We start from the raw sequence: 24,483 nt of genomic DNA on the forward strand, positions 1-24,483 counted from the left end.
GCGGCGCGCAGGGCATTCTCGTTCCCCGCCGGATAGGCGGCTGAGAGATGGCGGGACGCTGACATTCGGCGCGACAATGTGTTCCCCGCCGGATAGGCGGCTGAGAGAGATGGCGCGACCGGTAGGGTTAAATTCAGAGGGTTCCCCGCCGGATAGGCGGCTGAGAGAGATAATTCTCTTGGTGGCGGCGAGGTCGTATTGTTCCCCGCCGGATAGGCGGCTGAGAGACGGATTGTTTCTGTAACTCTCGATGCGTAATCGTTCCCCGCCGGATAGGCGGCTGAGAGACTGTTTGCGAAACGCGGTCGGGCAGGTCCAGAGTTCCCCGCCGGATAGGCGGCTGAGAGATGGTAGATGCGGTCTGGATCCGGCGCGCCGATGTTCCCCGCCGGATAGGCGGCTGAGAGAATTACAGAGGCCAGCCAAACAGGACGGCAAAGGTTCCCCGCCGGATAGGCGGCTGAGAGAATGGAAAACGAGCGATTGTTTTCGCGACAGACGTTCCCCGCCGGATAGGCGGCTGAGAGATTACGAAAGTGGGTTACGGGATTGAGGCGACCGTTCCCCGCCGGATAGGCGGCTGAGAGATTGACGATACCGGCCATTGCATCCTGATACGGGTTCCCCGCCGGATAGGCGGCTGAGAGACTTCGATCACTGCCGCTGCGACTGCCTTGCGCGTTCCCCGCCGGATAGGCGGCTGAGAGATCATGAAGCTCTTTGAGCGCTGCAAGCATGGCGTTCCCCGCCGGATAGGCGGCTGAGAGATTTGAAGGTTGTCATCTCGTTTAGCGAAAACCGTTCCCCGCCGGATAGGCGGCTGAGAGAATCAAGCATGACTGCTCCGGCAAGATTTCATCGTTCCCCGCCGGATAGGCGGCTGAGAGATTGACGATACCGGCCATTGCATCCTGATACGGGTTCCCCGCCGGATAGGCGGCTGAGAGACTTCGATCACTGCCGCTGCGACTGCCTTGCGCGTTCCCCGCCGGATAGGCGGCTGAGAGATTTGGGCTAGAGCAATCCGCCGCCGAGGCGATGTTCCCCGCCGGATAGGCGGCTGAGAGATCATGAAGCTCTTTGAGCGCTGCAAGCATGGCGTTCCCCGCCGGATAGGCGGCTGAGAGATTTGAAGGTTGTCATCTCGTTTAGCGAAAACCGTTCCCCGCCGGATAGGCGGCTGAGAGATTGAATATTCCGACACGCGCTCGAGGAAGGATGTTCCCCGCCGGATAGGCGGCTGAGAGATCGATGAAGGCATGCGCCTGGGCCGGCGTTGCGTTCCCCGCCGGATAGGCGGCTGAGAGAAAAATCGCAATGTCGAACGAAAGCGGTTATTTGTTCCCCGCCGGATAGGCGGCTGAGAGAAACATGGACACGGCTGCCGAGAAGCGCGGTGCGTTCCCCGCCGGATAGGCGGCTGAGAGATGATGCATAACCTGCCCTGGGTAGGACTTGAAGTTCCCCGCCGGATAGGCGGCTGAGAGAGGGTATTCCGGACGGATCGACTGGACGGCGGCGTTCCCCGCCGGATAGGCGGCTGAGAGAACATCAAAAGAGACTTCCGCAGACGCCGTGTCGTTCCCCGCCGGATAGGCGGCTGAGAGAAGCTTGTCGAGCCAGTATGCCGACTGATGCATGTTCCCCGCCGGATAGGCGGCTGAGAGACCGGATAGGCTTTGAAACCCGGGTAGGGACTGGTTCCCCGCCGGATAGGCGGCTGAGAGATGATGCAGCGGCAAGGCTTTGCATTTCAGATGGTTCCCCGCCGGATAGGCGGCTGAGAGAGCTGGGGAGCCGCTACTAGTCCAGCCTGTGGCGTTCCCCGCCGGATAGGCGGCTGAGAGAACTCATCCGGGGGTCTTTGGTAATCGGCTTTTGTTCCCCGCCGGATAGGCGGCTGAGAGAGCGGACGGAAGCGTAGTATACCCGCGATGAGAGTTCCCCGCCGGATAGGCGGCTGAGAGAATGCTGTCCGGCAGGCCGTCCGGGCGATAGAAGTTCCCCGCCGGATAGGCGGCTGAGAGACGCTGTTGATACAGCACCAGAGACCTCAGACGGTTCCCCGCCGGATAGGCGGCTGAGAGACCGGGCAGCGCCGTGGTTCTGATGCCGTTAACGTTCCCCGCCGGATAGGCGGCTGAGAGAATGCTGTCCGGCAGGCCGTCCGGGCGATAGAAGTTCCCCGCCGGATAGGCGGCTGAGAGACGCTGTTGATACAGCACCAGAGACCTCAGACGGTTCCCCGCCGGATAGGCGGCTGAGAGACCGGGCAGCGCCGTGGTTCTGATGCCGTTAACGTTCCCCGCCGGATAGGCGGCTGAGAGAACCGGGGAACCAGAAAGTGAGGCTACCATGATGTTCCCCGCCGGATAGGCGGCTGAGAGAATCAGACCCGGCGTAAATAGACGATCCCGGCAGTTCCCCGCCGGATAGGCGGCTGAGAGATGGCTGATAGATGCGCTGTCCGTCACGACAGTGTTCCCCGCCGGATAGGCGGCTGAGAGATTGTTCTGAGGGATTTCCATGGCTGCGGATCGGTTCCCCGCCGGATAGATGCTGAACTTGCTGGATATATGCCCTTCGTTTTGAGGAGGTTTCTTTGGTTGATCAGATCGTAGGCAAAGATGTCGGCAATACCGATCGGGAAGAATATGCTTGAGGACGTGAATGGCTTCCTGTACGGTAAGCTTCGTTAGGGGCAAGATGATCAAAACAGCAAACGACTTCGGAGCGTTGATCAGGGACCGGCGCAAAAGGCTTGGCTGGACACAGACTGAGCTTGCACGCCGGGCGGGTACGGGTGAGCGCTTCATTGTGGAACTGGAGGCCGGCAAGCCGAGCTGCCAGCTTGAAAAGGCTCTGGTCGTCGCGCGAACGGTAGGGCTCGAAATCGGCGACCTGAAGACCGTTCCAGCCTCTTCCCCGGAGGCGGAGAAGGACGAACTTGGGTTCCTGCCGACTTTCGGTGACGGGCGATGACAGCAATTTACTATGAGACCTTTCCCGTCGGCGCTCTCTCGTTCACGGATGCATGGCGGCTCGACTACGATCCTTCGTGGGAAGCCCGCCATTCGGCCTTTCCGGTCTCGCTGACCATGCCACTTCGGAGCGGAACGATCGGTCCGGAACGGCTGCTGCCGTGGCTTGCAAATCTGCTTCCGGAAACGCATCTCGCCGAGATCGGTCAGCGTCTCAAGGTGTCGCCGCAGGATATCGTCGGGCTGCTGAGCCATATTGGACGCGATACAGCCGGCGCTCTGTCGATCGGCGAACCAAGGAAAGCAGGCATCCATCTTCAGCCCGTTCCGAACGAGGCGGCGCTGGAGCGTATCTTGAACGAACTCCCGGCGAGACCTTTTCTTGTCGGAGAACGGGGCGTTTCCATGTCTCTTGCGGGCGTCCAGGAAAAGCTGCCTGTTTTCGTCGATGCGGCCGGACGCTTCTCCATTCCCGTCGACGGCACGCCATCGACCCACATCATCAAACCGGACACCGAGCGTCTGGCGGGGAGCGTCGAAAACGAGGCGTTCTGCCTCAGCCTTGCCCGGGCCTGCGGGCTTGATGCCGCGGAAGCGAGCATCGGGCAGGCGGGTGGCCGCCGCTATCTTCTGGTCAAGCGCTACGACCGTTTCGAAGATGCTGAAGGAAAAGTCCGTAGACTGCACCAGGAGGATCTCTGCCAGCTTTCTGGAGGCTTTCCGTCGCAAAAATACGAGCGCTCTGTTGCCGGCGGCGGTATCTCCCTGCAGATGCTCTTCAATGCGGTCGGAAGGCTTGTCTCACCGGCAGAGCGCATCGCGCTGCTGGACGCCGTCATATTCAACGTTCTGATCTGCAACTCGGATTCGCACGCAAAGGATTATTCCGTCCTGATCGGCGCCGGTGGAACGGCGAAAATGGCCCCGCTTTACGATCTGATGTGTGCGACGGTTTACCCGCAGGTCGACCAAAGTCTTCCCCAAAGCATTGCGGGCAAGTTCGCGGCGACTGAACTGCATGCTAGCGACTGGAAGGCGTTTGCTGCTGATGTCGGTCTTAGCGGTGCTTCCACGGTCAGGCGTGTGGAAGAACTGGCAGAGTTGGTTGAAGGGGTCTGCGGGGAAGTCGCAGGCCGGGTGTCGGAAATGGCCGGATATCCGAGCAGGATCCTGGAGCGCATCACGCATGAAATCAGAAAGCGCTGTCGCCGCGTTGCGCGGCAGCTTTAACTCGGTCGTGTTTTTTCACAACATCAACCGCCGGGAATGCGCAGAAACCGCTCTGCCAAAAGGAACAGGAACAATTCACCTCCCTCGTCTGTCTTGGCCAAGTCGGTGAATACGGCCCTTGCATTTTCATGCAGCGCGGCAACCGCCGTTGTAGATCTGAACTTTGCATCCCGTGCTCTGTTGGCCCTGCTTGCGAGCCTCAGTCTCGCCAGTCTCACGATAGCCGCTATCACCCGACCACGAAGGTCGCCGCTCAGGCTTCTCGTCATCTTCACCTCCCGGAATATTGTTTGGGTCTCAACACTGGGTTCAGCTCAACAGGAAATCAGATTGGTTGGGCTCCCAGCGAAAAAGCTGTCAATGTTATCGAAGACCCGGTCGGCCACCGTCTGAGTTGCTTCTTCGCTGGCCCAGGCTATGTGGGGCGTAAGAATAAAATCATGCCGATCCAGTATCGCCTGAAGTGGATGGCGTTCGGGCATCGGCTCTTCTGTTGCAACATCGAAACCCGCTCCAGAAATCTGTCCTGAAACCAGTGCGCCGACAAGTGCCTGTTCATCGATGAGCCCCCCTCGGGCGGTGTTGATGACAAGGGGTTTGCGCTTCATTCGGGCGAATTCGTCAACGCCGATCAAATTGCGTGTCTCCGGCTTCAGCGGCATATGGAAAGTCAAGATATCGGACCGTTCCAGCACGTCGTCGAACGGCGTGTAGATGCCTTTTGCTGCCGCATCGCGACGTGAGGCAAAGAGCACGTTCATGCCGAATGCACGTGCGATGCGGGCGACAGACTGACCGATTGCGCCGGCGCCGAAAATGCCGAGCGTGGACTCCGCGAGATCCCGGATCGGATAGTCGAAATAGCAGAACTGTCCATGCTCCTCCCAGCGGCCCGCCGCAACGGAGCGGTGGTAGGGCATGAGGCTGCGACGTAAGGCAAGGATCAGTGCGAATGTGTGTTCGGGCACGGTGTGGCGCGCATAGTTGCGCACATTGCATACCGCAATATTCCGCTCTGCGCAGGCTGCTACGTCGATGACGTCATATCCGGTTGCCGCAACGGCAATCAGCTTAAGGCGGGACGCCTGCGCAAGCGCCTCGCGCCGGACTGGCACCTTGTTGGTGATTACGACATCAGCGCTCGCAATGCGTTGGGCCACCTCCGTCGGCGCCGTTCGATCAAATCTTGTCAGCGCGTGAGGCACCTTCAGGCCGCGCAATACGGTTTTCGGGGGAAACGTACCGCTATCAAGAAACACAACATTGAGTGGGGCAGATTCGGACATGGTTCCCTCTGCTTGGCTTGGGGATTAGATGGAATGGGCCAACCATGTGTCGTCGCTGACACGCATCTGCACCACCTGGCGCAGGCGTTGGGTCACTTCGCTGACTGCGCGGCTGGGAAGGCGGCCACTGCGGGTCGCAAGGTTTATGACGCGGGAAACGGTGGGGCGCTTGATCAGGGCAGATGCGAGTTCAGGCCGAAAGTCATAGTTGAATGCGGCCGAGGACATGACAGTAAACCCCAGTCCCCGCCCGACCAGTCGCTGCATTTCTCCGAACGCGTCGAGTTCCACCACGATATTCAGCCGGACCGCCTGCTGGCGCGCAACCTCTTCCACGAGCGCCCGCAGACCGTGCTCCGGACCGGGCAGGGTAAGTGGAATTTCGGAGAGCCTGGCGAATGGAACGTTTCCGTCGCTGTCCAGAAGGGGCGCCATCGCCTGGCGATCTTTGCCGACAAGGAGCAGGTCTTCGCGTGCCAAGGGCTGCAGATCGAGATCGGAAGGCGGCGAGGTGCCAAAGGTTACGCCAAGATCCAGCGTGCCGTCTTGCAGCCAGTTGCCGATATAGCCTGACATGCTTTCGACAATGCGCAATCTGACATTGGGCATATCCGCCAAGCACAGGTCGAGCAGGGGCATGGTCAGCGCCGCTGTTAGCGAGGTTGGCAGGCCGACGCGAACCAGGCCGACAGGCGAGGCACGAAACGCCAGCATGTCGGCCTCGGCATCGTGCATCTGGCGTAGGATTGAGCGGGCGTGTCGCAACAGTTCCTCACCGTATTGCGTCGGTGTCACGCCACGCGCGCCGCGAATGAAAAGCGCAGCGCCCAGCTTGGCTTCAAGCGCACGGATGCGGGCGCTAACGGACGGCTGTGACATATGCAGTTTTTCCGAAGCGGCGACAAACGAGCCGCTCTCCGCGATGGCTACCACGGATCGAAGATCTTTGATGTCCACGTTTCCTCCCAACGTTTGACGTCAACTTAGAGCGGCTTCATTCGGATGAGAAGCGTGCATGCGCGGCGACGATTGCGCGGGCCTGTTCGACCACCGGCAGATCGACCATTTTACCCTGGTAACTGATGGCGCCACGCCCTTCCTTCATGCCTTGGTCGAAAGTGGCAATCAGATCACGGGCGGCTTTGACCTCTTCAGATGATGGAGCGAATTCGGCGTTCAGGATCGGGACCTGGTTGGGATGAATGGCAAAGGCCCCGGTGAAACCGAGTTCCCGGGCCTCCCTGATCAAGGCACGGTAACCTTCAAGGTCGGAATAGCCTGCGACTGAGCCAACAAAGCCAAGCGGCATGCAACCGGCTGCCCGCGCGGCAGCGACGGCTTGAACATTCGGCGCGAGAAGAGATTGGTGCGTGGGACGCATGCCCATCGACACGGCCAGATCCTCGGCGCCGACGATCAGTCCTATGATGCGCTTGCTCGCGCGGGCGATTTTGTCCATCCGGAACAGCGCCTCGGCCGTCTCGATCATCACGATCAGGCCGGTATGGCCGGCCGCCACCCCCTTTTCCCGCTCGACCTCGTCAAGAATCTCGCAGATGGAGCCGATATGGCCCGCATGCGGCACCTTTGGCAGCGTCAGGGCTCGCACGGAGGGACGCACCGAGGCTTGAATGTCGGCCACGGCCATCGGCCATGGCCGGTTGATCCGCACGACGATGTCGCATCCTTCGGACGACAGCCGGTCGGCTACGCTCGCCACGTGCTCACGAGCAAGCTGTTTCTGCTCGGGGGGAATCGCATCCTCCAGGTCAAGCTGGATGCAGTCGGCGCCGCGTGCGGCCGCGCCGCCGATGAAGCGCTCGTTGAGAACCGGCACAAAGAGGATGGAGCGCCAGTCGGGCAAATTGCGGTCAGTCATGTCGGGATACTCCCTGTCGGGACCGGTACTGTTCCAGTTCAGTGCTGATTTCTTGATTATGCTCGCCCAGTTTCGGTGCTGGGCGACGGAAGCGACCCGGCGTTGCGGACATGCGCGGCACGATATTGTGCATGGGGACGGATCCCATATCTGCGTCGGGGAGATCCACAAGGACCTCGCGCCCGCGTACATAAGGATGGTCGATAAGATCGCCCATCGAGCAGACCGGCCCCACAGTCACATCGGCAGCCTCGAACAGGGCGAGATTTTCCGCCTGTGTCCGTCGCGCGATAAATGCGCCGATGACGGCGTCGACCTCGTCCCGGTTGTCGACTCGCGCGTCATTGGTGGCGAAGCGCGGATCGTCCTTGAGCTCTGGCCGGCCGATGGTGTCGAAAATGCGCATCGCCATCGATTGCATGGAGCCTGACAGTGCCACGTATTTGCCGTCCGAGCAGAGATAGACATTGCGCGGCGAGGTGTGGCTCGACTGGTTGCCGGCCCGCATGGTGGGTACGCCCGTCAGTTGGCACTGAGCCGCCTCCGAGGCTATGATCGAGAGAATGGGTTCGAACAACGACAGATCGATAACCTGGCCCTTGCCCTGGCACATTTCGACATTGCGCAGCGCGGTTAGCACCGCAGATACGCCATAGAGGCCGGCGATCATGTCGGCCATTGCCAGCGGGGGCAGTGTGGGGGGCTTGTCAGGGTGACCGTTGAGATAGGCCCAGCCGGACATGGCTTCCACCAGTGTGCCGAAACCCGGCTTGTCGGCATAGGGGCCAGTCTGACCCCAACCCGAGATGCGCAGGATAATCAGATCGGGATTGATTTCCCAGAGATCCTCCGGTCCGAGCTTCCATTTTTCCATCGTGCCCGGCACGAAGTTTTCAACGAGGACCTGTGCCGTGGCGACGAGGTCGATAAGGTCGTGGCGTCCGCTTTCGGTCTTGAGATCGCAAACGAAGCTGCGCTTGTTGCGCGAATAGACCTTCCAGTAGATTTCCTGGTCCTTGCAACGCCAGTTGCGAAGGTCGTCGCCTTTTCCCGGCCGCTCGATCTTGATGACGTCCGCGCCATAGTCGGCGAGCACGTGGGTGCTCATATTGCCTGCCACAAGGCGTGACATGTCGATCACGCGGACGCCATTCAGGGGGCCACGCGCATTAGGATCAAATGCGTACATTGCTGTGCTTCTTATGTAAACTCGATGACGGGTTTGACTTCCTCATAGCGACGCATGCGGTCGAGGGCCGTGTTGACCTCGTCCAACCTGTATCGACCGGTCAGTATCTTATGGATCGGGATCTGATCCTGATGCTGCGCGGCGAATTCCAGCGCCTGCCAGTAGCTGCGCGCATCGCCTGAAAACGAGCCGATGACGCGAATGTTGTTCTTGACGATGGTCGAGGGCTTGATCACCGTTTCCTTGTCGCCGAGCTGGCCGACCACGACATAGCGTCCGCCCTTGCGCACCAGTTCGAGGCCTTCGCCGAATGCCCCGGGATGTCCGGTGAATTCCAGGACGATATCTGCGCCGCGTCCGCCAGTAAGGCTGCGCACCGTCTCCAGTCGCTCGGCATGGGTTGAGTTGTCGATCGACAGTGTATTTTCCGCGCCGAGTTCCGCTGCCAGTTCGAGACGGGTCTGGGGAGAGCCGATCGCGGTGACGCTTCGCGCGCCGCGCGCCCTGGCGACGGCCGTGGCCAGCAGGCCGAGCGGGCCGACGCCCTGGATCAGCACGTGCTCATGCGCTTCGATTTCGCCCAGATTGTTCATCGCGTTCATGACGGAACGGAACGCGCAGGAGCAAAGACTGGCGAGATCGTCGGGCACAGCGTCGGGAACCTTGATGCGCCCGGACTGCGGCAGCACATATCCGTATTCCGAGAACCCTCCCAGAAGATAGGGATAGCGCGCCATGGTCTCGTACATATAGGCGCGGCGGTTTTCGCAAAGAGTCGGCTGCTTGGCGACCGTGCAGTAGTAGCAGGAGCCGCAGGACGTGTGCGTCCACAAAATGCGATCGCCGATCTTCAGGTCATGGCCGACGCTGTCCCTGGAGGCATTTTCGCCCATGGCTACGATCCTTCCGGTCATTTCATGTCCGATGATCACAGGCAGGTCGACCTTGAGCGCCAAGCCGCCGCCAGAGAGATGCACATCCGTGCCGCATACCGAGCAGGCTGTAGTCTTGACCAGAAGCGCGCCGGGCTCGAGTTTTTCGGGAACCGGCACATCCTCGATCTGCAGAGGTTTGCCAAAGTAGCGGAGCACCGCCGCTCTGGAAGTCTTGGGAATGAATGTCATTAACAGCTGCCCTTTCTAAAAAATGCGATACCAGAGCGAAAACGCAGGCACGTAGGTGATAAGCGCAAGCGCAAACACCGCTGCGCCGAGAAACCAGCCGAAATGCCGCAGCATTTCAAGCAGATGGACATTGTTGGCGCGGGCCGCGACGTAAAGGTTCGCTGCAAGCGGAGGCGTCAGCAGACCGATCTCGATATTGGTGACCACGACAATGGCGAAATGCACCGGATCGATGCCGAAAGCGACCGCCGACGGCGCCAGCAAGGGTCCCATGAGCAGCACCGCCGCGTTGGTCTCCATGAACATGCCGACCACGAACAGCAGCAGGTTTACTGCAAGCAGGAAAAGCAGCGGATCGGAAAACAGACCCGACATGTAGACAGCAAGTTCCTGAGGAACCTGATTGATGACCAGGGCTCGATTCAGAATGCCCGTCATGGCTATGATCAACAAGATCGCGGCGGACGGCAGAACGGCGACATAGAATGTCTCGACCAGGCCGGATGGTTTGAGGCTCTTTTGCAGCAACACCACTATGATGCCGTAAAGACAGGCGGCTGCCGCGGCTTCGGTGGGCGTAAAAAAGCCGCCATAGATACCCCCGAGAACCAGGACAGGCATGAACAGGGCCGCAACAGCGCGGCCGCGCGAATTGCCCGCCATACGGGCGATGCCCTGATCGTCGTCACGGCTTTCGACGCCGTCCTTCAGCAGTCTGCGCGACCGGAACCAGTGCACCACAGCCAATGACAGTCCCATCACGATCCCCGGCACGATCGTGGCCAGGAAGAGCTGGGTGATCGACACGCCGACCGTGGAGCCATAGATGATCAACGGGATCGACGGTGGAATGAGTACGCCAAGCAGGCCCGCCGCCGCGTTAAGCGCGGCGACGTAGCCGCGCGGATAGCCCCTGGCCACCATTTCCGGGCCCAGAGTGGCGCCGATGGCGGCGACGGTAGCGACCGACGAGCCGGTAATGGCGCCCAGAAAGGCGCTCGCCACGATCATCACATAGCCGAAGGCAGCGCGAATGCGCCCAATCGCGCGGTCCGCAAGGGCTGCAAGCGACGTTGCCAGCCCGCCGCGGTTCATGATTTCGCCGACGAGAATGAAAAGCGGGATCGCCAGCAGCGCGAAGCCGGAGATGCCGTCATAGGGAATGCTGGCGACGGAATCGAGCCAGATGTTGAGTTGATCTGCGTTCAGAAACACGCTCAGCGCAAAAGCTGCGGCGATCGGTGTGCCAACGACGAGCAGAAACAGCAGCAGGACTAAGGTGACCGTCATGAGACGGCCCCGGTACGCGGCAGGCCAAGCGTCAGCCGGACAACGTCCAGCGTCGCGTGAACCGTCATCAGTGCAGAGCCGAGAACGATGCAGCCCACCGGGATCCAAACCGGCGTGCCCATGTCAATCAGGCGTTCGCCGGACGACCATACATACTGTAAAAATGAAAAGGCTAGCCAGCCGTAGAGGCCGGCAAAGACCGCCATGGCCATGCTTGCAAGAACGCGCACGAAACGCTTGATGGCGGGCGACCCGAATGCATCGACTGCATCAATGGTGATATGCCGGTGCATATAGGTGCAAAAGGCGCCGCCGATGAAGGTCAGTGGCGCCATCGCGACGATCGCCAGTTCGCCTGTTGCGGGCAGGGGCAGGTTACCTGCCCGCGCGACAACGGTCACCACAATGCCGAGAAGGATGACGAGCATCGAAAGGGCCGAAATACCCTTTTCGAACGCGCCCAGCCGTCCCTCGACACCGTCTAGTAGACGGAGCAGCCCCGAATTCGGGGCTGCATTTTGTGCCTGATCAGTTGCCATCGGCTCCGACCTCGGCGCGCAGGGCGGCGATGCGGTCGGCGCCATAGACGTCTTCAAGCTGTTGCCACAGCGAACGGCCGATCTCGACGAATTCCTGCATGGCCTCGGGTGACAGTTCGGTCACCTCGACGCCGCCGTCCTCGATGCCCTGAATGAACTCGGCCTGAGCGGCACGATTGGCGGCGATCTGGTCCGTGGCGGCGCTGTGGGCGCATTCGGTCACGATGTTCTGCTGATCTGGCGAAAGGCGTCCCCAGACCGGCTCGCTGACAGTGATAGTGCCCATTGCATAGACGTGGTTGAGCCGCGTCATATATTTCTGGGCCTCGAAGAGCCGGGAATTGTAGGTGATGCTGGCGCCGTTATCTTGACCATCCACCGTGCCCTGCTGAAGGGCGACGAACAGTTCGGGGAAGGGCAGGGTCACGGCCTGCGCGCCGGTCGCTTCGAAGAATCCGCGGATTGCGGCAGAGCCGGGCACACGCAGGCGCAGGCCTTCCATGTCGGCGACGCTCTCGACCGGATGCTTTGAATTGGTCACGGCGCGGAATTCCAGCTCGAAGAAATCGAGCGCCTTCATGCCATGCTTGGCCAGTGTGTCGCGAATCGTAGTCTGCAGGATGCCGTCGGGATTGTAGAAAACGGCATCGGCTTCTTCGTTGTTGCTCACGATATAGGGCAGGTAGTGAATATCGAGAAGCGGATCGAGACCGGTCAGGGAGCCGGGATTGAGAAAGGCGAAGTCAATGCCGCCGCGCGACAGGTCGCGGGCGATCGCTTCGTCGCCGCCCAACTGGCTGTCGGGAAACACGGTGATGGAGATCGCGTCATTCGTCCCGTCGGCCACGCATTGCGCGAAGGCCCTGCTGGCCTGATCCACTGGACTATTGGTCGCGAAGACATGACCAAGGCGGGCGCGCATGTCCTGCGCCATGGTTGGCTGGGCAGCCATCAATGTGCCCAGCACGATAAGCGAAGCCGTTGTCGATAGTACTCTCATGTTTCTCCTCCCAGAGATGCGGTTTGATGTGAAATCAGCCGTGATTGAAGACCACGGTCTTGGCGACTGTGAATTCACGCAGGGCCTCAAAGCCCTTTTCGCGACCATGGCCGCTTTTCTTGAAGCCTCCAAAAGGCAGCTCGATGCCGCCGCCGGCGCCGTAGCCGTTGATGTAGACCTGGCCTGCGCGGATGGCCTTGGCCATACGCATCTGTCGCGCGCCGGAATCGGTCCAGACACCCGCGATCAGACCGAAATCAGTGCCGTTGGCCAATCGGATGGCGTCGGCTTCGTCATCGAAGGGTATGGCTGCCAGCACCGGCCCGAACACTTCCTCGCGCGCCAGCTCATGGTCGCGCGGCACCAGCCGGAAGAGTGTCGGCGGCACGAAATATCCGCCATCGCTGGCCCCGGCATGCACCTCGCCTTGCGCGGCTATCTCGATATTGTCGGCCCTCGCGCGTTCCAGAAAACCGAGAACGCGCTCCTGCTGGACTTTCGAAATCACGGGGCCACAGTCGAGGTCCATCTGGTGCGGGCCGGCGCGCAGATTCTTGAAACGGCGCGATAGCTGCGTCATGAATTGGTCGTAGATCGACCGCTCAATGAGGACGCGGCTGCCAGCCGAGCAGGTCTGCCCCGTGTTCTGGACCAGTGCAGCCACGATCGTTTCAATGGCTTTGCCGTGATCGGCGTCGGCAAACACGATCTGGGGGGATTTTCCGCCCAGTTCGAGTACGCAGGGGACGTGGTTTTCCGCGGCGGCTTTCTGGATCAGAACGCCGACTTCGGGTGAACCGGTAAAGGAAATCAAGTCGATATCGGGGTGGCTGCTCAAGGCGGCGCCGGCCTCTTCGCCAAGCCCCGGCACCAGATTGATGGCGCCGTCGGGAAAGCCCACTTCGGCGGCCAGTTCCGTCAGGCGGATACAGGAGAGGCAGGCCTCCTCGGCCGGCTTGAGCACGGCGGCATTGCCGGCGGCCAGCGCCGGTCCCAGCGTTCGGCCGAACATCTGCGCCGGGTAGTTCCAGGGAATGATATGGCCGGTCACGCCGCGCGGTTCCCGCAGGATCATCACCTGATAGCCATTGAGGAAGGGGATGGTTTCCCCGTGCAGCTTGTCCGCCGCGCCGCCATAGAACTCGAAATAGCGGGCGACCGCCTTGATATCGTTGCGCGCCAGCTTCAGGGCCTTTCCGGTATCCAAGGCCTCAAGCGCTGTCAGTTCATCTTCGTGCTCGAGGATTTTCTGGCCGAGTCTGCTGAGCAGGCGACCGCGGTCAACTGCCGCCATCTGGCCCCATGGCCCCTCGAACGCCCGTCGCGCGGCCTTGACCGCCATGTCGATGTCGGCCGCCGCGCCGCGGGCGATGGTACCGATCTTTTCGCCGGTCGAGGGCGCGACCATATCCAGTATTTCGCCACTGGTCGGGCTCGCCCAGTGGCCGTCAATGAATACCCTTGTGCTGTTCATAATCGTCTCCTCGCGCTTCGACGCCAAACTGCGAGGAGACAGTGATATAGGCAAGCTTTTGTTTTTATGATCACATATAGCCTCTGCCTATAGGTCCGTGACCTCCTATAAACTCGGCCATTTGCAGGTCGGGATGCCAGCGTGTGTTTAGGCTTGGAACAAGGCCCGTTAGAGGATGCCTGCCTTCAGCCTTCCTAACCGGCGAATTAACGCCGATCTCAGCGGCAACTCAATGTGTCTTTGGAACTTATGCCTAAGGTTCCCAAATCTACAGTTTGCCCGTTGAGGAAATGGAAGCGCGAAAGGCATGAACGAAACTCGAACAGGCTGTACGAATTTTGTACGAGAAGCGTGACAGGTTCCGCTCTCGTTCTTGCTTTATTCTGCAAACTTCTGCATGTCGTCTGTTTTTGTGGAGAGGTCAAGATTTCGAAAAAATGTCTTGATCTCAATGGCGTTTGACCATACACGAGCCTCATTGGAGAGGTGGCCGAGTGGTCGAAGGCGCTCCCCTGCTAAGGGAGTATACCAGTGATGGTATCGAGGGTTCGAATCCCTTCCTCTCCGCCAGGCATCACCTTTATGCTCTCCGCCAGGCATCACCTTTATGTGTATGGTTTTATTGAATTTATTTCGATTTTGATTTTTCGATCCTAATTTTGATCCTAACGGCAAAACGCCTCATCTTGAGGGTTGAAGCGTGCTTATGAGTTGCCGGATGCTCGCGTTCAGTTCCTGCGTCTGGTCTTTGAAGCCCTTCATCTGCTCTTCGATGCGGGCGAGGCGGTCAACGGTGTCGTCGCGATACTCTTCCATTCGCGAGACGCGGGACTGAAGCGCCTGGGTCTCGGCTTTTGTCGAGCTGTCTTGCTGAAGCTCCCGGATCGAGACCTTAATTTCCCGAATGTCTTCCTGATTGGCCTCGCCATTGTTTTTCACGGCGTAATATCCGCCGACAATCGTGACGATGAAGACGAGCGCCGTCAGAATATTTCCGAGCGAAATGCGCATGTTGAGCTTTGGCGTTGTCATTCTCAGCACCCCATTCTCTGGCCGGCGCGGTCATTGCCGATGACGTTGGTTGCGCCCTGAGGGTCCACTTGAATGAGTGCTGCAGCTCCTCCGGGGGACAGGTTATTTTTGCGGAAGGGCACGCAGCTCGTCGCACTCTGGCGCCCTGCCAACGTAAGACACGCAAAGATCATAAGGAGACATGGCTTGTAATTTGGCATCGTCTTTCGTCCTGTCCTGCCAGGCCTCAAGGGCTTTTCGCGCAACGGCGGCGCGTTCATCGAGGAGGCCCTGGTGATGCGCCTTCGGTATGAAAATCAGCACGCCCAGTATGATGATGACCGCCGCGCCGACAGCGGCAGAGGCAAGGGCGATGACCATGCTTTCGATCTTGTCGAACATCAGGCGATCTCCAGCGCATCCTCGTTGGCCGTCGCCCGGCGCTTCGCCCAGAGCCGATAGACAAGCGCGCCGAGCATCACGGCGACGCCAAGGGCGGCCAGCGCGGCGGAAACTCTGTTGATCGCATCGATTGATGCGAACGGCGCGAGTTGGTCCTGCGCCTGCGAAAGTGCCGCCGTGACGGCACCGGCCCCGAGAGCGGCGTCGGCGGGCGCGACAGATGGCGCTTTCTTGATATCTGCGGTGCTCGCCTTGGCAACGCCGTATTGTTCACGCGTCATCGCCAAGTAGTCTTCGCCCAGATCGGCCATGCTTCATGGCGGCCTTGCCGATATTCGGGTCGGGTTCCGGGGCGGATGCCTGGTTCCTTTTAAACACGATCAGCCGCTCCCACGGCTTTGGCTCGTCGTCGCGGTCGGAGTCTTTTCGCCAGGGCAGTAGGTCGCCCGCAAAATAGGGGCTTTGCTGCTCCCAAACGACAAGCAGCGCAACGGCCATGACAGCAAGGAGGGTGAGCACGTCGGTCATGGATCACTCCTGAATTCGGCAGGGATAAAGCGACATTCGGCGCGCAGCATTCCCATGCGCCCGATCGATCAGCGTCAGAAGCGCATCCACGTCACCGCAGGTCAACGTGTGCAACGCGATCTTCTCCGCCAGCGGCGTGTGGACACCAATCACCCACTTCGATCGGCTCATCTCCACCGAAATGAAGATGTCGCCGGCATTCTTCTGATCCTGCGTCGGTATTGCTGCTTTACTCTCCTGGGGCATCGGCCTTTCTCCTGTCATGTCCAAAAGTCGAACCTTAGCAGGTGGCGCGACTCGCCCCATAGGATCTCTCAAAGGGGGGCGGGGGAATCTCCCGCTCGAAGGGGTCGGCCGAGACTGCAGCCTTGGCCGCAGGGGGAAGGCTTCCCCCTCATGGACGATCAGCGGAAACGCGCACCGCAAAATCGGATTCACGTAAAGTCGGGACTGCGTGACTGTTGCTCCGGGGTGGGGGCGCGGGCTGTTCGAATCCCTGTGGACATGAGGAGCAATGTGAGAGGCTTCCGGCGATGCCGGATGATATGCCTATTGAATGCGTCGGGCCGCTGCTCGCAGGCCCTTCGAACCCTTCGTGATTTCCTCGCGCTTAAGATGTTCTTTATTTGTTCACTATTGTTTGTTATTTTGCCATTTCAAGGCACTTGAGGCAAAGTGGCGGTCCACCCTGTCAACCGTTTGGGGTTGGCGGAAAGAAGCTGGGCCAGGAGGATGGCCGTGATATGTGGCCGGAGGCGATTCGCACGGTGCGGGAAGCCCAGCCGCGATCCTTCTTGTTCGAGAACGTGAGAAATATTTCCGGGCCACGTTTCCGGTCATATCTCGATTGGATTCTCGCGCATCTTGAGCGACCCTCGATACAGCGAAAGAATGCCGAGGCGCATGATGAGCATCGCGAGCGGTTGCTGGCGTCACGAACGAAGCCAGAATACCGTGTGGTATGGCAGCTTGTGAACGCGGCGGACTTCGGCGCGCCGCAAATCAGGCATCGCGTGCTCATTTTTGGCATCCGCGCCGACATCGGGATGGCCCCGCTGCCAATGGGCCCGACCCCCTCCCGGGACAAATTGCTTTGGGATCAATATGTGACGGGTGAATACTGGGCGCGTCACGGCCTTAAGGTTCGAGCCGAGCCGCAACTGCGGCAGGATCAGACGAAGGTGGCGGCCTTGAGGTGCGACGGCCGGGAGCCCGAGGGCCTACCATGGGTAACGGTTCGCGACGCCTTTTCGGACTTGGGCGATCCGAATGGTGTTGGAAACCATGTGTTTCAGCCGGGGGCGAAGGTCTATCCCGGATATACGGGGAGTCCCTTGGATCTTCCGGCGAAGGCGTTGAAGGCTGGTGACCATGGCGTGCCTGGCGGTGAGAACATGATGGTTCGCGATGACGGCTCGGTTCGCTACTTCACCACCCGTGAGGCGGCGCGTCTGGTCGGCTTGCCGGACGAGTATGAGTTTCCTCGCTCTTGGACGGAGAGCATGCGTCAACTCGGAAACGCGGTGCCGGCGCAGCTCGGAGCGGCCGCCGGAAGATGGCTTTCCGGAATGATAAGCAAGCAACGACCGGGGTCATTGGATTCAGATCGAAAGGCGGCATCGTATTGCCGATGTAAACAGCCGGGGGGGCGAATCGCGCCCGAGAGACCTCTTATCGGCAAACCGGGAGGTCTGAAATATGGCGCGTTCGCCGGATCGGACAGCGATCGATGAGTTGTAGAAGGCGCTAGGCACAAGTCCCAGCAGGCCGTGGTCTACCGCGATGCCGACGAGACGCTGGAATATCTCCAGATGCTGGCCGAATCCTGGGCGCCGACTGTGGCCGAGGTTCGCACACAATTGGGTCAGTAAGCGATGACCGGCACGCCGCAGCAGGTTCTGGACGAAACAGGGCGATGGGAGTCCTTTAAGGCTTGTTTTGTCGCTCTGTTGATCCTGGCGGTCTGCGGCGTGTTCGGCAGCCAGATCCCCAAAATCTATACCGAGCCCGGCGCCGCCGGACTCGGCGCGCGGGGATTGCCGGGCGCCGCAACCGGACTGGCGGCAGGACTGGCGCTGATCCTTCTCGCAATGAACCTGCCCGAAGCCGTGCGGACGATGACGGGTGCGCAGCCCTTGGTCAATCGTGTGCCGGTTCTCAAGCTCGGGTTCCTGATTATTCTATCGTTTGCCTATGTCTGGGCGATCACGTTGTTTCAATATGTCCTGCCCACGCTTTTTGCGATGAGTGCGCTACTGGCACTCTTCGGCAGCCGCGGCATAGTGAGACTCATTGTCGTCCCTCTCGTGGCAATCTGTGTCTACTACTTCACTTTCTTCATTCTGCTCGGCCTGTTCGAGCCCCCGGGCAAGCTGTTGTCTTACGACAGCTACAGCTTCTCGCTGCATGTCCGCAGGATGATCGGACTCTGAACCACAAAAGATTAGCCGGAGAGCCCCAATGGGTATTGTCGACGGATTTGCCGCCCTATTCATGTCCTGGGAAGCCGTGCTCTTCACGATTCTTGGAACGCTTATCGGTCTGATCGGCGGCGCGGTTCCCGGACTGTCCTCTGGCGCCATGATCGCGCTGTTGATACCGGTAACCTACTACATGGGCGCCTTGCCGGCACTTGCGATGATCTATGCCGTCAGCAAGGCGTCCGATTTCGGCGGGTCAGCGCCAAGGCGGACAAGGCCATTGCGGCCATGCCGGGCTCACCGGACGACAGCCGCCTGACCTGGACGGACTACAAGCGTATTTTCCCCACCATCACCCGTTCGCAGATCATCGGGACGGTCGTGGGCATCCTGCCGGGTCTTGGCTCCGTCGTGGCCAGTTTTGCCGCTTACTCGGAGGCGAAGCGCCGGGCCAGGCCGGGCGAACCCTGGGGGCAAGGCGAGATCAAGGGCATTGCTGCCGCGGAAGCGGCCAACAACGCGACATCAGGTGCCAATCTCATTCCGCTTTTGACCCTGGGCATACCTGGCAGCACCGCTGCGGCGCTTCTGTCTGGGGTGATGCTGATCCATGGGGTTGAGATTGGCCCCAGAATTTTCACCAACTCCTATGAACTCATCTATGGCGTCTTCGCCGCCGGTCTGTTGTGCATCGCAACCTATTTTGTGGTGGGTTACTGGGGTGCCGCCCACTTGGGTCTCCTCATCGCAAAGATACCGGAGCGGGTCATCTACCCGGTGATCTTCTTCACCTGCTACGTCGCGGTTTATGCAACCGAGAACGAGATCTTCGACATGTATGTCATGACGGCCTTCGGCATCCTGGGGCTGCTTATGAAGAAACTGGGCATGAGCATGCCGGCGTTCATCATCGCCTTCAGGTTTGCCAACAAAAGCCAACTGGAATGGATAGATCTTTACGAAGAGCAGTTTATCACGAGCAAGATGGCGCCGGGTCCGGAGTTTCATGACTGCCTGCTGCGGCGTCTCGGAAGTCTTTCCACTCATGTCGATATCGAGGCCCGGTGCGTGGGATTCGAGACGCTGATGAATCTTGTCAGTCTCGGTCACGGACTGACGGTCACGACAGCGGCGTGGTCACACGTGAGCCTCCCGAATCTGGTGTTGCGACCCTTGGCAGGCAAGGACGACGTCTTGCCCTTCAAGGCGATCTGGTTTGCCGGCCGTGGAGCTAAATCCAGTGCCGACCGGTCATGGCGCAGGACCCACACTTTGAGCTACTCCCCGATCGTTGGACAATTTCCGGGGTGATTTAAGCTACTCTCTGCCCCTGCTGGTCTGTCTCGATCTGGTTGAAGTAGACCACAGCGGGCGGCTGTCCGCCATGGGCGGCGTGGGGCCGCTGATGGTTGTAGAAGGTGATCCAGCCCGCGACGCCCGCCTTGGCCTGGCCTCGACGAAGATCGCCCAACCGGAGCCAAGGCGGCGGAAGGCGTTGTTGAGGCGTCCAGCGACCGCGACCAGTTCGGCATGGACCGCGCTGTCGAGATCGGGTCCGCGGAAACGGGCGGTGCGCTGGAACGAGCCATCACATGCCGGGACTGAACAACTAGATAGCGTGCGTTTTCACCACATCGGCTTTTATCAAAATTTGCGTTGTCTTGCGCAAATGTTTGCGGAGCGCAGCAATTGCACGTTTGGGATCTCTGGCAACTGCAGCCTCGGCAATTTCTGAGTGTTCTGCATTGAGATCACGAACGGAGGGATCCAGCGGTATTGACATGCGACGATAGCGTTCGGATTGCGTGTAAAGGATGGCGCGCAACCGCAGCATCCAAGGGCTGTCACAAGCCGCAACCAGGGCTTCGTGAAAGCGCTGATGCGTTTCCACCCACTCTTCGGAAATGCGTTCAGGATCATCTGGATGTCGAACCTTAAGCTTCGACAGCTCAAACAACGTTGACACGATGTTTGCTTCCCATTTCAAGTCACCGTGTTTGATCGCACTCTCAAGGCAGAGGCATTCGATTGTGGCGCGGGCTTTGGTTATGTCCTGCAGCTCATCTTCAGTGATCGGGGATACGCGGAAGCCCTTGTGCGGTTCGACTTCCACAAGATCTTCCGATGTCAGGCGCGACAGAGCCTCACGCATCGCTCCCAGAGAGCACCCGAATTGCTCGCAAAGATCGGAGATTACCAGTTTTTGTCCGGGAGGAATTCGACAAGCCAGAATCTCGGCTCGCACCTGATAGTAGGCGTCTGCCGTCAGACTTCCGTTCTTTACCTGCGCCATTCAATTCTCCTTTGAGCCCTGCTGGCATAGAAAATATAGCTAAGCCATTCAATGCATTCTTATCATTGATTTGTGAAATTCTCCCATCAAACAAAATATGAAAGAACATATAATATATTTTTAATTGACGAGCCAATGGTCTCAGCGTACCCTGAAAAGAGTATATTAAGGAGATTATGGTGCGGTTTGTTTCATACGCGAATGGCGAGAAAAAAGGTCTGGCCGTCGAAGTTTCTGGCGAGTGGCGGGGGTTGAACGAAAGTGAGGTGGGATATCCCGGTGACCTGTTGACTTTGTTGCGGAGCGGTGACCTCCGCAGGGCCGGTGCCTCACTGGAAGAGGCCCCCGCGATCGACTTGGAAAAGGTGCGTTTTCTGCCCCCGGTCTCTGACCCGGAAAAGATCATCTGCATTGGGTTGAATTTCAAGGATCACTCTGCTGAAAGCGGGTTCACTCAGCCCGAATATCCGACAATTTTCGGACGTTTCAATTCCAGCCTTATTGCTCATGGTGATCCGATATTGCGTCCGCCAGTGTCGGAGCAGCTCGATTATGAGGGGGAGTTGGTGGCAATCATCGGCAAGGCTGGACGCAACGTCGCTGAAGCGGATGCGCTGGAATATGTCGCAGGCTATTCGATCTTCAACGACGCCTCCATTCGCGATTACCAGTTCAAGGCGCCGCAGTGGACGCCCGGCAAGAATTTCGACGATACCGGCGCTTTCGGTCCGTGGTTTGTTACTGCCGATGAACTCCCACCCGGATGTGAAGGGCTCCGTCTGCAGACCCGTCTGAACGGTCAGGTGGTACAGGAGGCATCAATAAACGATATGGTGTTTTCAGTCGCTAAACTGATCGCAATCCTGTCTGCTTTCCTCACGCTGAAGCCAGGTGACATTATCGTCGCTGGCACGCCTTCCGGCGTGGGTCTGGCGCGCAAACCACCGCTATGGATGAAGGATGGGGACGTCTGCGAAGTGGAAATCGAAGGGATCGGCATTTTGTCGAATCCAGTTCACGATCACAAATAATACCCGTTGGGAGGTATCATGACAGCGATCACAGGAAAAGTTGCCATTACCAAGCGGCCCGGCGAATTGGGCATCCATTCCATGGACACGTTCAATATGATGGTGCCTGACTTGAAGGTTGCCGAAGACTTTTACAAATCCTTCGGGCTTGATGTGCGCGAGGAGGGCAACAACCTTGGCCTTTATACGTTTGGTTCGAACCATCGTTGGGCCAGTGTTGGAGAAGGCGTGAGCAAAAAGTTGAATTTTCTCTCGTTTGCAGTGTTCGAAGAAGACTTTGAGCCGATCAAACAGCGGGTTGAGGCCGAGGGGATTAATTTGATGGATGCCCCGCGCGGTTTCGACAGTAACGGTGTCTGGTTTCATGACCACAACGGTGTTCTGATTGAGATCAAGGTGGCCGAAAAATCCTCTCCGGACGAAAAAACAAACTTCCAGATGATTTCAAGTCCTGGTGGAGTGGCAGCCGCACCACAGCGCTCAAAGGCAGCAAAAGTTCAGCCTCGGCGTCTGGCGCATGTGCTGATATTCACCGCCGATGTTCCCCAAGCCATCAGCTTTTATAGTCGCGTACTCGGCTTGCGCCTGTCGGATCGATCGGGCGATGGAATTTGTTTTATGCATGGCATCCACGGCTCTGACCACCATCTTGTGGCTTTTGCCAAGTCATCCGCACCCGGCTTGCACCACTGCAGTTGGGATGTCGGGAGTATAGATGACATTGGGCGGGGCGCAGCGCAAATGGCAGACAGGGGTTTCCAGAAGGGCTGGGGCCTTGGGCGTCATGTGTTGGGTTCGAACTATTTCCACTATGTCAGGGATCCGTGGGGAAGCTATTCAGAATATTCCGCCGATATCGACTATATTCCGTCCACCCATGATTGGGACTCGGGAGATTATCCACCCGAGGACTCTATATATCTTTGGGGGCCCGAGATGCCGAAAGACTTCGTGCATAACTACGAAGTTGACGATTAGCGCGTTGGTTTCGGCGCACATGCCGGCCACCGCCCTCAATTTTTTGTTGCTGCTTCCATTTTGCGAGGAAATCGCGTGAAGTCCACTGAAGTTGACGTTCTGGTCGTCGGCGCGGGTCCGTGTGGACTGATGATCGCAACCGAGTTGGGAAAGCGAGGTGTTTCAACTCTTGTCGTTGACAAAGACGAGGGTGTCGCTGCCGCCCCCCAGGCGAACGCCACTCAGGCGCGCACGATGGAGCATTATCGCCGACTTGGATTTGCAGATGAGGTGCGCGCTGCCGGGTTGCCCCGCGACTATCCCACCGACGTTGCCTATTTCACCACATTTTGCGGGCATGAACTCGCGCGATTTGAAATGCCGAGTGCGCAAGACGCTGTTGCGCGGGTCAAAAGCTTGTATCATATCTGGAATGGCCCAGAGATGCCGCATCGGGTGCCTCAATCTGTCGTAGAGAGCATCATCTTCAAGCATGCCCAAAAAAATGAATCAGTCGCAATCGAATTCAACTCGCGTGTGGTCGGGTACGAACAGAACGATGAAGGCGTTACAGATCATGTTGAAGCTGTTGGTTCCGGCGAACTGAGAGAGGTGCGTGCAAGGTATCTCTTCGCGGCCGATGGCCCCCAAAGCACTGTACGAAAAGCAATGGGTGTTCGTTACGAAGGCGGTGACGCAGGTGCGCGCGATTTCATGGGCGGACAGATGTTGTCCGTTTATCTCGACAGCCCCGAATTCTACAAGTTTTGCAAGACCCAAAAGGCTTGGATGTATTGGTCGTTTAGCTGCAGGCGGCGTGCATTGTTGGCGGCGGTTGATGGCAAGGGAAAATTTGTACTGCAGACCCAGTTGCGTCCAGGTGAGAATATCGAATCTATCACCGAGAGCGTCGCAGGAGATCTATTTTTGCAGGCTGTGGGTGCTGAGATTCCCTTCAGGATCACAGGTTTTGCAACCTGGCTTGCCGGTCGTGCATTGGTTGCTGAGCGCTTTGCAGAAGGCCGCGTGTTGATGGCTGGGGACGCTGTGCATTTGTTCACCCCTACCGGTGGGATGGGGTACAACACTGCTATCGAGGATGCCGTCAACGCGGGTTGGAAACTTGCGGCTGTGTTGAAGGGGCAGGCATCGCCACAGTTACTTCTTAGCTACGAAGCTGAGCGCAAACCCTGCGCACATCGCAACACCCGTTTTGCCATTGGTTTTGCTGATTCTGTGGGTTTGTATCGTCCGACGCCAGCCATAGAAGAAGAGGGCATTGCTGGCGATGCTGCCCGCAAACGTGCGGGCGCATACCTGGCGCGTCACGCGAGTAATGAGTTCCACATTCCCGGCTTCTCATTAGGAGCACGATATAATACATCGCCGGTGATCTGGCACGATGACACGCTGCCTCCCCCGGACATGCCAAGTGTTTATGTTCCCACAGGTAAACCTGGAGGACGCGCGCCACATGTCTGGCTGGAAAACGAGACATCTTTGTACGATGAATTTGGGTTCAACTGGACGCTTTTGAATATGTCAGGCGACCGCGCCAAGGCTTCGGCGTTCGTCATGGATGCTGAACGACGCGGAGTGTCCCTGAAGATTTTGGAGCTGAACGATCCCGTTGCCCTTGATCTCTATGAGACTCCGCTGGCACTTATTCGGCCCGACCAGATTGTCGCGTGGCGGGGAGAAGCGCCGGATGCAAATGGGGCAGAGCAGATATTCGACAGCGTTTTGGGTTTTGCGGCGGGATAAATCGGTCTCTGCCTGGGTCGCTTGGCTGCACGTTCTCAGTCACTTGGCCGCACGTTGCTCTAACGGGCGATTGACGCTCATTCAT

General features: G+C 58.9%; 25 protein-coding genes, 1 tRNA gene and 1 CRISPR repeat array (1 of these 27 cut by a window edge). Of the genes, 10 read left to right on the plus strand and 16 right to left on the minus strand.

Features of this window, described 5'->3' with window-relative positions:
• Positions 1-2,508: a CRISPR direct-repeat array (repeat unit 28 nt; unit sequence GTTCCCCGCCGGATAGGCGGCTGAGAGA) (it extends 1,720 nt beyond the left edge of the window).
• Between the two features lie 198 nt (positions 2,509-2,706).
• Both HQ843_RS15885 and HQ843_RS15890 read left to right on the plus strand, forming a co-directional pair.
• Positions 2,707-2,982 (plus strand): helix-turn-helix transcriptional regulator, encoded by a 276-nt coding sequence (locus tag HQ843_RS15885; RefSeq protein WP_180897408.1) that lies wholly within the window; start codon positions 2,707-2,709, stop codon positions 2,980-2,982.
• Positions 2,979-4,211 carry a type II toxin-antitoxin system HipA family toxin gene (locus tag HQ843_RS15890; RefSeq protein WP_180897407.1) on the plus strand — a complete coding sequence of 411 codons (1,233 nt, stop codon included), beginning with the start codon at positions 2,979-2,981 and terminating at the stop codon, positions 4,209-4,211. The genes HQ843_RS15885 and HQ843_RS15890 overlap by 4 nt, the downstream gene beginning before the upstream one ends.
• Before the next feature lie 314 nt (positions 4,212-4,525).
• On the opposite strand, the gene HQ843_RS15895 is transcribed toward HQ843_RS15890, so the two are convergent.
• Genes HQ843_RS15895 through HQ843_RS15935 form a run of 9 tightly spaced genes read right to left on the minus strand, consistent with a single transcriptional unit; the run spans position 4,526 to position 13,992 of the window.
• A complete protein-coding gene (locus HQ843_RS15895; protein ID WP_180903241.1) occupies positions 4,526-5,497 on the minus strand; it encodes a D-2-hydroxyacid dehydrogenase in 972 nt (323 codons plus the stop codon).
• Positions 5,498-5,521: 24 nt separating this feature from the next.
• On the minus strand, positions 5,522-6,454 hold the full coding sequence (locus tag HQ843_RS15900) for a LysR family transcriptional regulator (protein WP_180897406.1): 933 nt from the start codon (positions 6,452-6,454) through the stop codon (positions 5,522-5,524).
• Between the two features lie 37 nt (positions 6,455-6,491).
• Entirely contained in the window at positions 6,492-7,376 is an 885-nt protein-coding gene (locus HQ843_RS15905; protein ID WP_180897405.1) for an HpcH/HpaI aldolase/citrate lyase family protein, read from the minus strand.
• Entirely contained in the window at positions 7,369-8,565 is a 1,197-nt protein-coding gene (locus HQ843_RS15910; protein WP_180897404.1) for a CaiB/BaiF CoA transferase family protein, read from the minus strand. The genes HQ843_RS15905 and HQ843_RS15910 overlap by 8 nt, the downstream gene beginning before the upstream one ends.
• An 11-nt stretch (positions 8,566-8,576) precedes the next feature.
• Entirely contained in the window at positions 8,577-9,689 is a 1,113-nt protein-coding gene (locus HQ843_RS15915) for a zinc-binding dehydrogenase (protein ID WP_246710121.1), read from the minus strand.
• A gap of 15 nt (positions 9,690-9,704) precedes the next feature.
• A complete protein-coding gene (locus HQ843_RS15920; RefSeq protein WP_180897403.1) occupies positions 9,705-10,979 on the minus strand; it encodes a TRAP transporter large permease in 1,275 nt (424 codons plus the stop codon).
• A complete protein-coding gene (locus HQ843_RS15925) occupies positions 10,976-11,518 on the minus strand; it encodes a TRAP transporter small permease (RefSeq protein WP_180897402.1) in 543 nt (180 codons plus the stop codon). The genes HQ843_RS15920 and HQ843_RS15925 overlap by 4 nt, the downstream gene beginning before the upstream one ends.
• Positions 11,508-12,518 carry a TRAP transporter substrate-binding protein gene (locus tag HQ843_RS15930; protein ID WP_180897401.1) on the minus strand — a complete coding sequence of 337 codons (1,011 nt, stop codon included), beginning with the start codon at positions 12,516-12,518 and terminating at the stop codon, positions 11,508-11,510. Before HQ843_RS15930 ends, HQ843_RS15925 begins: the two co-directional genes overlap by 11 nt.
• Before the next feature lie 34 nt (positions 12,519-12,552).
• On the minus strand, positions 12,553-13,992 hold the full coding sequence (locus HQ843_RS15935) for an aldehyde dehydrogenase family protein (protein ID WP_180897400.1): 1,440 nt from the start codon (positions 13,990-13,992) through the stop codon (positions 12,553-12,555).
• Positions 13,993-14,472: 480 nt separating this feature from the next.
• Between HQ843_RS15935 and HQ843_RS15940 the strand changes: the two genes are divergently transcribed.
• A tRNA-Ser gene (locus HQ843_RS15940) sits at positions 14,473-14,562 on the plus strand.
• 111 nt (positions 14,563-14,673) lie between these two features.
• Here HQ843_RS15940 and HQ843_RS15945 read toward each other — a convergent pair.
• The 5 genes from HQ843_RS15945 to HQ843_RS15965 all read right to left on the minus strand — a co-directional run bounded on the left by HQ843_RS15945 (position 14,674) and on the right by HQ843_RS15965 (position 16,179).
• Positions 14,674-15,024: a hypothetical protein gene (locus HQ843_RS15945; protein WP_180897399.1), complete on the minus strand. Its 351-nt coding sequence runs from the start codon at positions 15,022-15,024 to the stop codon at positions 14,674-14,676.
• Between the two features lie 102 nt (positions 15,025-15,126).
• Positions 15,127-15,405, minus strand: a complete 279-nt coding sequence (locus tag HQ843_RS15950; RefSeq protein ID WP_180897398.1) for a hypothetical protein — start codon at positions 15,403-15,405, stop codon at positions 15,127-15,129.
• Positions 15,405-15,686, minus strand: coding sequence for a hypothetical protein (locus HQ843_RS15955; RefSeq protein ID WP_180897397.1), 282 nt, complete (start codon positions 15,684-15,686; stop codon positions 15,405-15,407). Before HQ843_RS15955 ends, HQ843_RS15950 begins: the two co-directional genes overlap by 1 nt.
• Positions 15,676-15,933, minus strand: a complete 258-nt coding sequence (locus HQ843_RS15960) for a hypothetical protein (protein WP_180897396.1) — start codon at positions 15,931-15,933, stop codon at positions 15,676-15,678. The genes HQ843_RS15955 and HQ843_RS15960 overlap by 11 nt, the downstream gene beginning before the upstream one ends.
• A gap of 3 nt (positions 15,934-15,936) precedes the next feature.
• Entirely contained in the window at positions 15,937-16,179 is a 243-nt protein-coding gene (locus tag HQ843_RS15965) for a hypothetical protein (protein WP_180897395.1), read from the minus strand.
• Positions 16,180-16,598: 419 nt separating this feature from the next.
• On the opposite strand from HQ843_RS15965, the gene HQ843_RS15970 reads away from it, so the two are divergent.
• From HQ843_RS15970 to HQ843_RS15985, 4 genes are all read left to right on the plus strand, one after another.
• A complete protein-coding gene (locus tag HQ843_RS15970; RefSeq protein WP_246710430.1) occupies positions 16,599-17,666 on the plus strand; it encodes a DNA cytosine methyltransferase in 1,068 nt (355 codons plus the stop codon).
• Between the two features lie 141 nt (positions 17,667-17,807).
• Positions 17,808-18,365 (plus strand): hypothetical protein, encoded by a 558-nt coding sequence (locus HQ843_RS15975; protein WP_180897394.1) that lies wholly within the window; start codon positions 17,808-17,810, stop codon positions 18,363-18,365.
• Between the two features lie 28 nt (positions 18,366-18,393).
• On the plus strand, positions 18,394-18,672 hold the full coding sequence (locus HQ843_RS15980) for a tripartite tricarboxylate transporter permease (protein ID WP_180897393.1): 279 nt from the start codon (positions 18,394-18,396) through the stop codon (positions 18,670-18,672).
• Entirely contained in the window at positions 18,642-19,664 is a 1,023-nt protein-coding gene (locus HQ843_RS15985; protein ID WP_180897392.1) for a tripartite tricarboxylate transporter permease, read from the plus strand. The genes HQ843_RS15980 and HQ843_RS15985 overlap by 31 nt, the downstream gene beginning before the upstream one ends.
• A 1-nt stretch (position 19,665) precedes the next feature.
• Here the strand turns inward: HQ843_RS15985 and HQ843_RS30045 are convergent, their stop codons facing one another.
• Complete coding sequence (locus HQ843_RS30045) at positions 19,666-19,824, minus strand: integrase core domain-containing protein (RefSeq protein ID WP_180897391.1); 159 nt, start codon at positions 19,822-19,824, stop codon at positions 19,666-19,668.
• Positions 19,825-19,962: 138 nt separating this feature from the next.
• Entirely contained in the window at positions 19,963-20,646 is a 684-nt protein-coding gene (locus tag HQ843_RS15995; RefSeq protein WP_180897390.1) for a GntR family transcriptional regulator, read from the minus strand.
• 176 nt (positions 20,647-20,822) lie between these two features.
• Between HQ843_RS15995 and HQ843_RS16000 the strand changes: the two genes are divergently transcribed.
• The 3 genes from HQ843_RS16000 (at position 20,823) to HQ843_RS16010 (ending at position 24,398) form a co-directional block, all read left to right on the plus strand.
• Positions 20,823-21,677, plus strand: coding sequence for a fumarylacetoacetate hydrolase family protein (locus tag HQ843_RS16000; RefSeq protein ID WP_180897389.1), 855 nt, complete (start codon positions 20,823-20,825; stop codon positions 21,675-21,677).
• 18 nt (positions 21,678-21,695) lie between these two features.
• On the plus strand, positions 21,696-22,655 hold the full coding sequence (locus tag HQ843_RS16005) for a VOC family protein (RefSeq protein WP_180897388.1): 960 nt from the start codon (positions 21,696-21,698) through the stop codon (positions 22,653-22,655).
• A 75-nt stretch (positions 22,656-22,730) separates the two neighbouring features.
• Positions 22,731-24,398: an FAD-dependent oxidoreductase gene (locus HQ843_RS16010; protein WP_180903243.1), complete on the plus strand. Its 1,668-nt coding sequence runs from the start codon at positions 22,731-22,733 to the stop codon at positions 24,396-24,398.
• Positions 24,399-24,483: the final 85 nt, after the last annotated feature.

Origin of the sequence: Martelella sp. NC20, assembly GCF_013459645.1 — a bacterium.
Classification (GTDB): domain Bacteria; phylum Pseudomonadota; class Alphaproteobacteria; order Rhizobiales; family Rhizobiaceae; genus Martelella.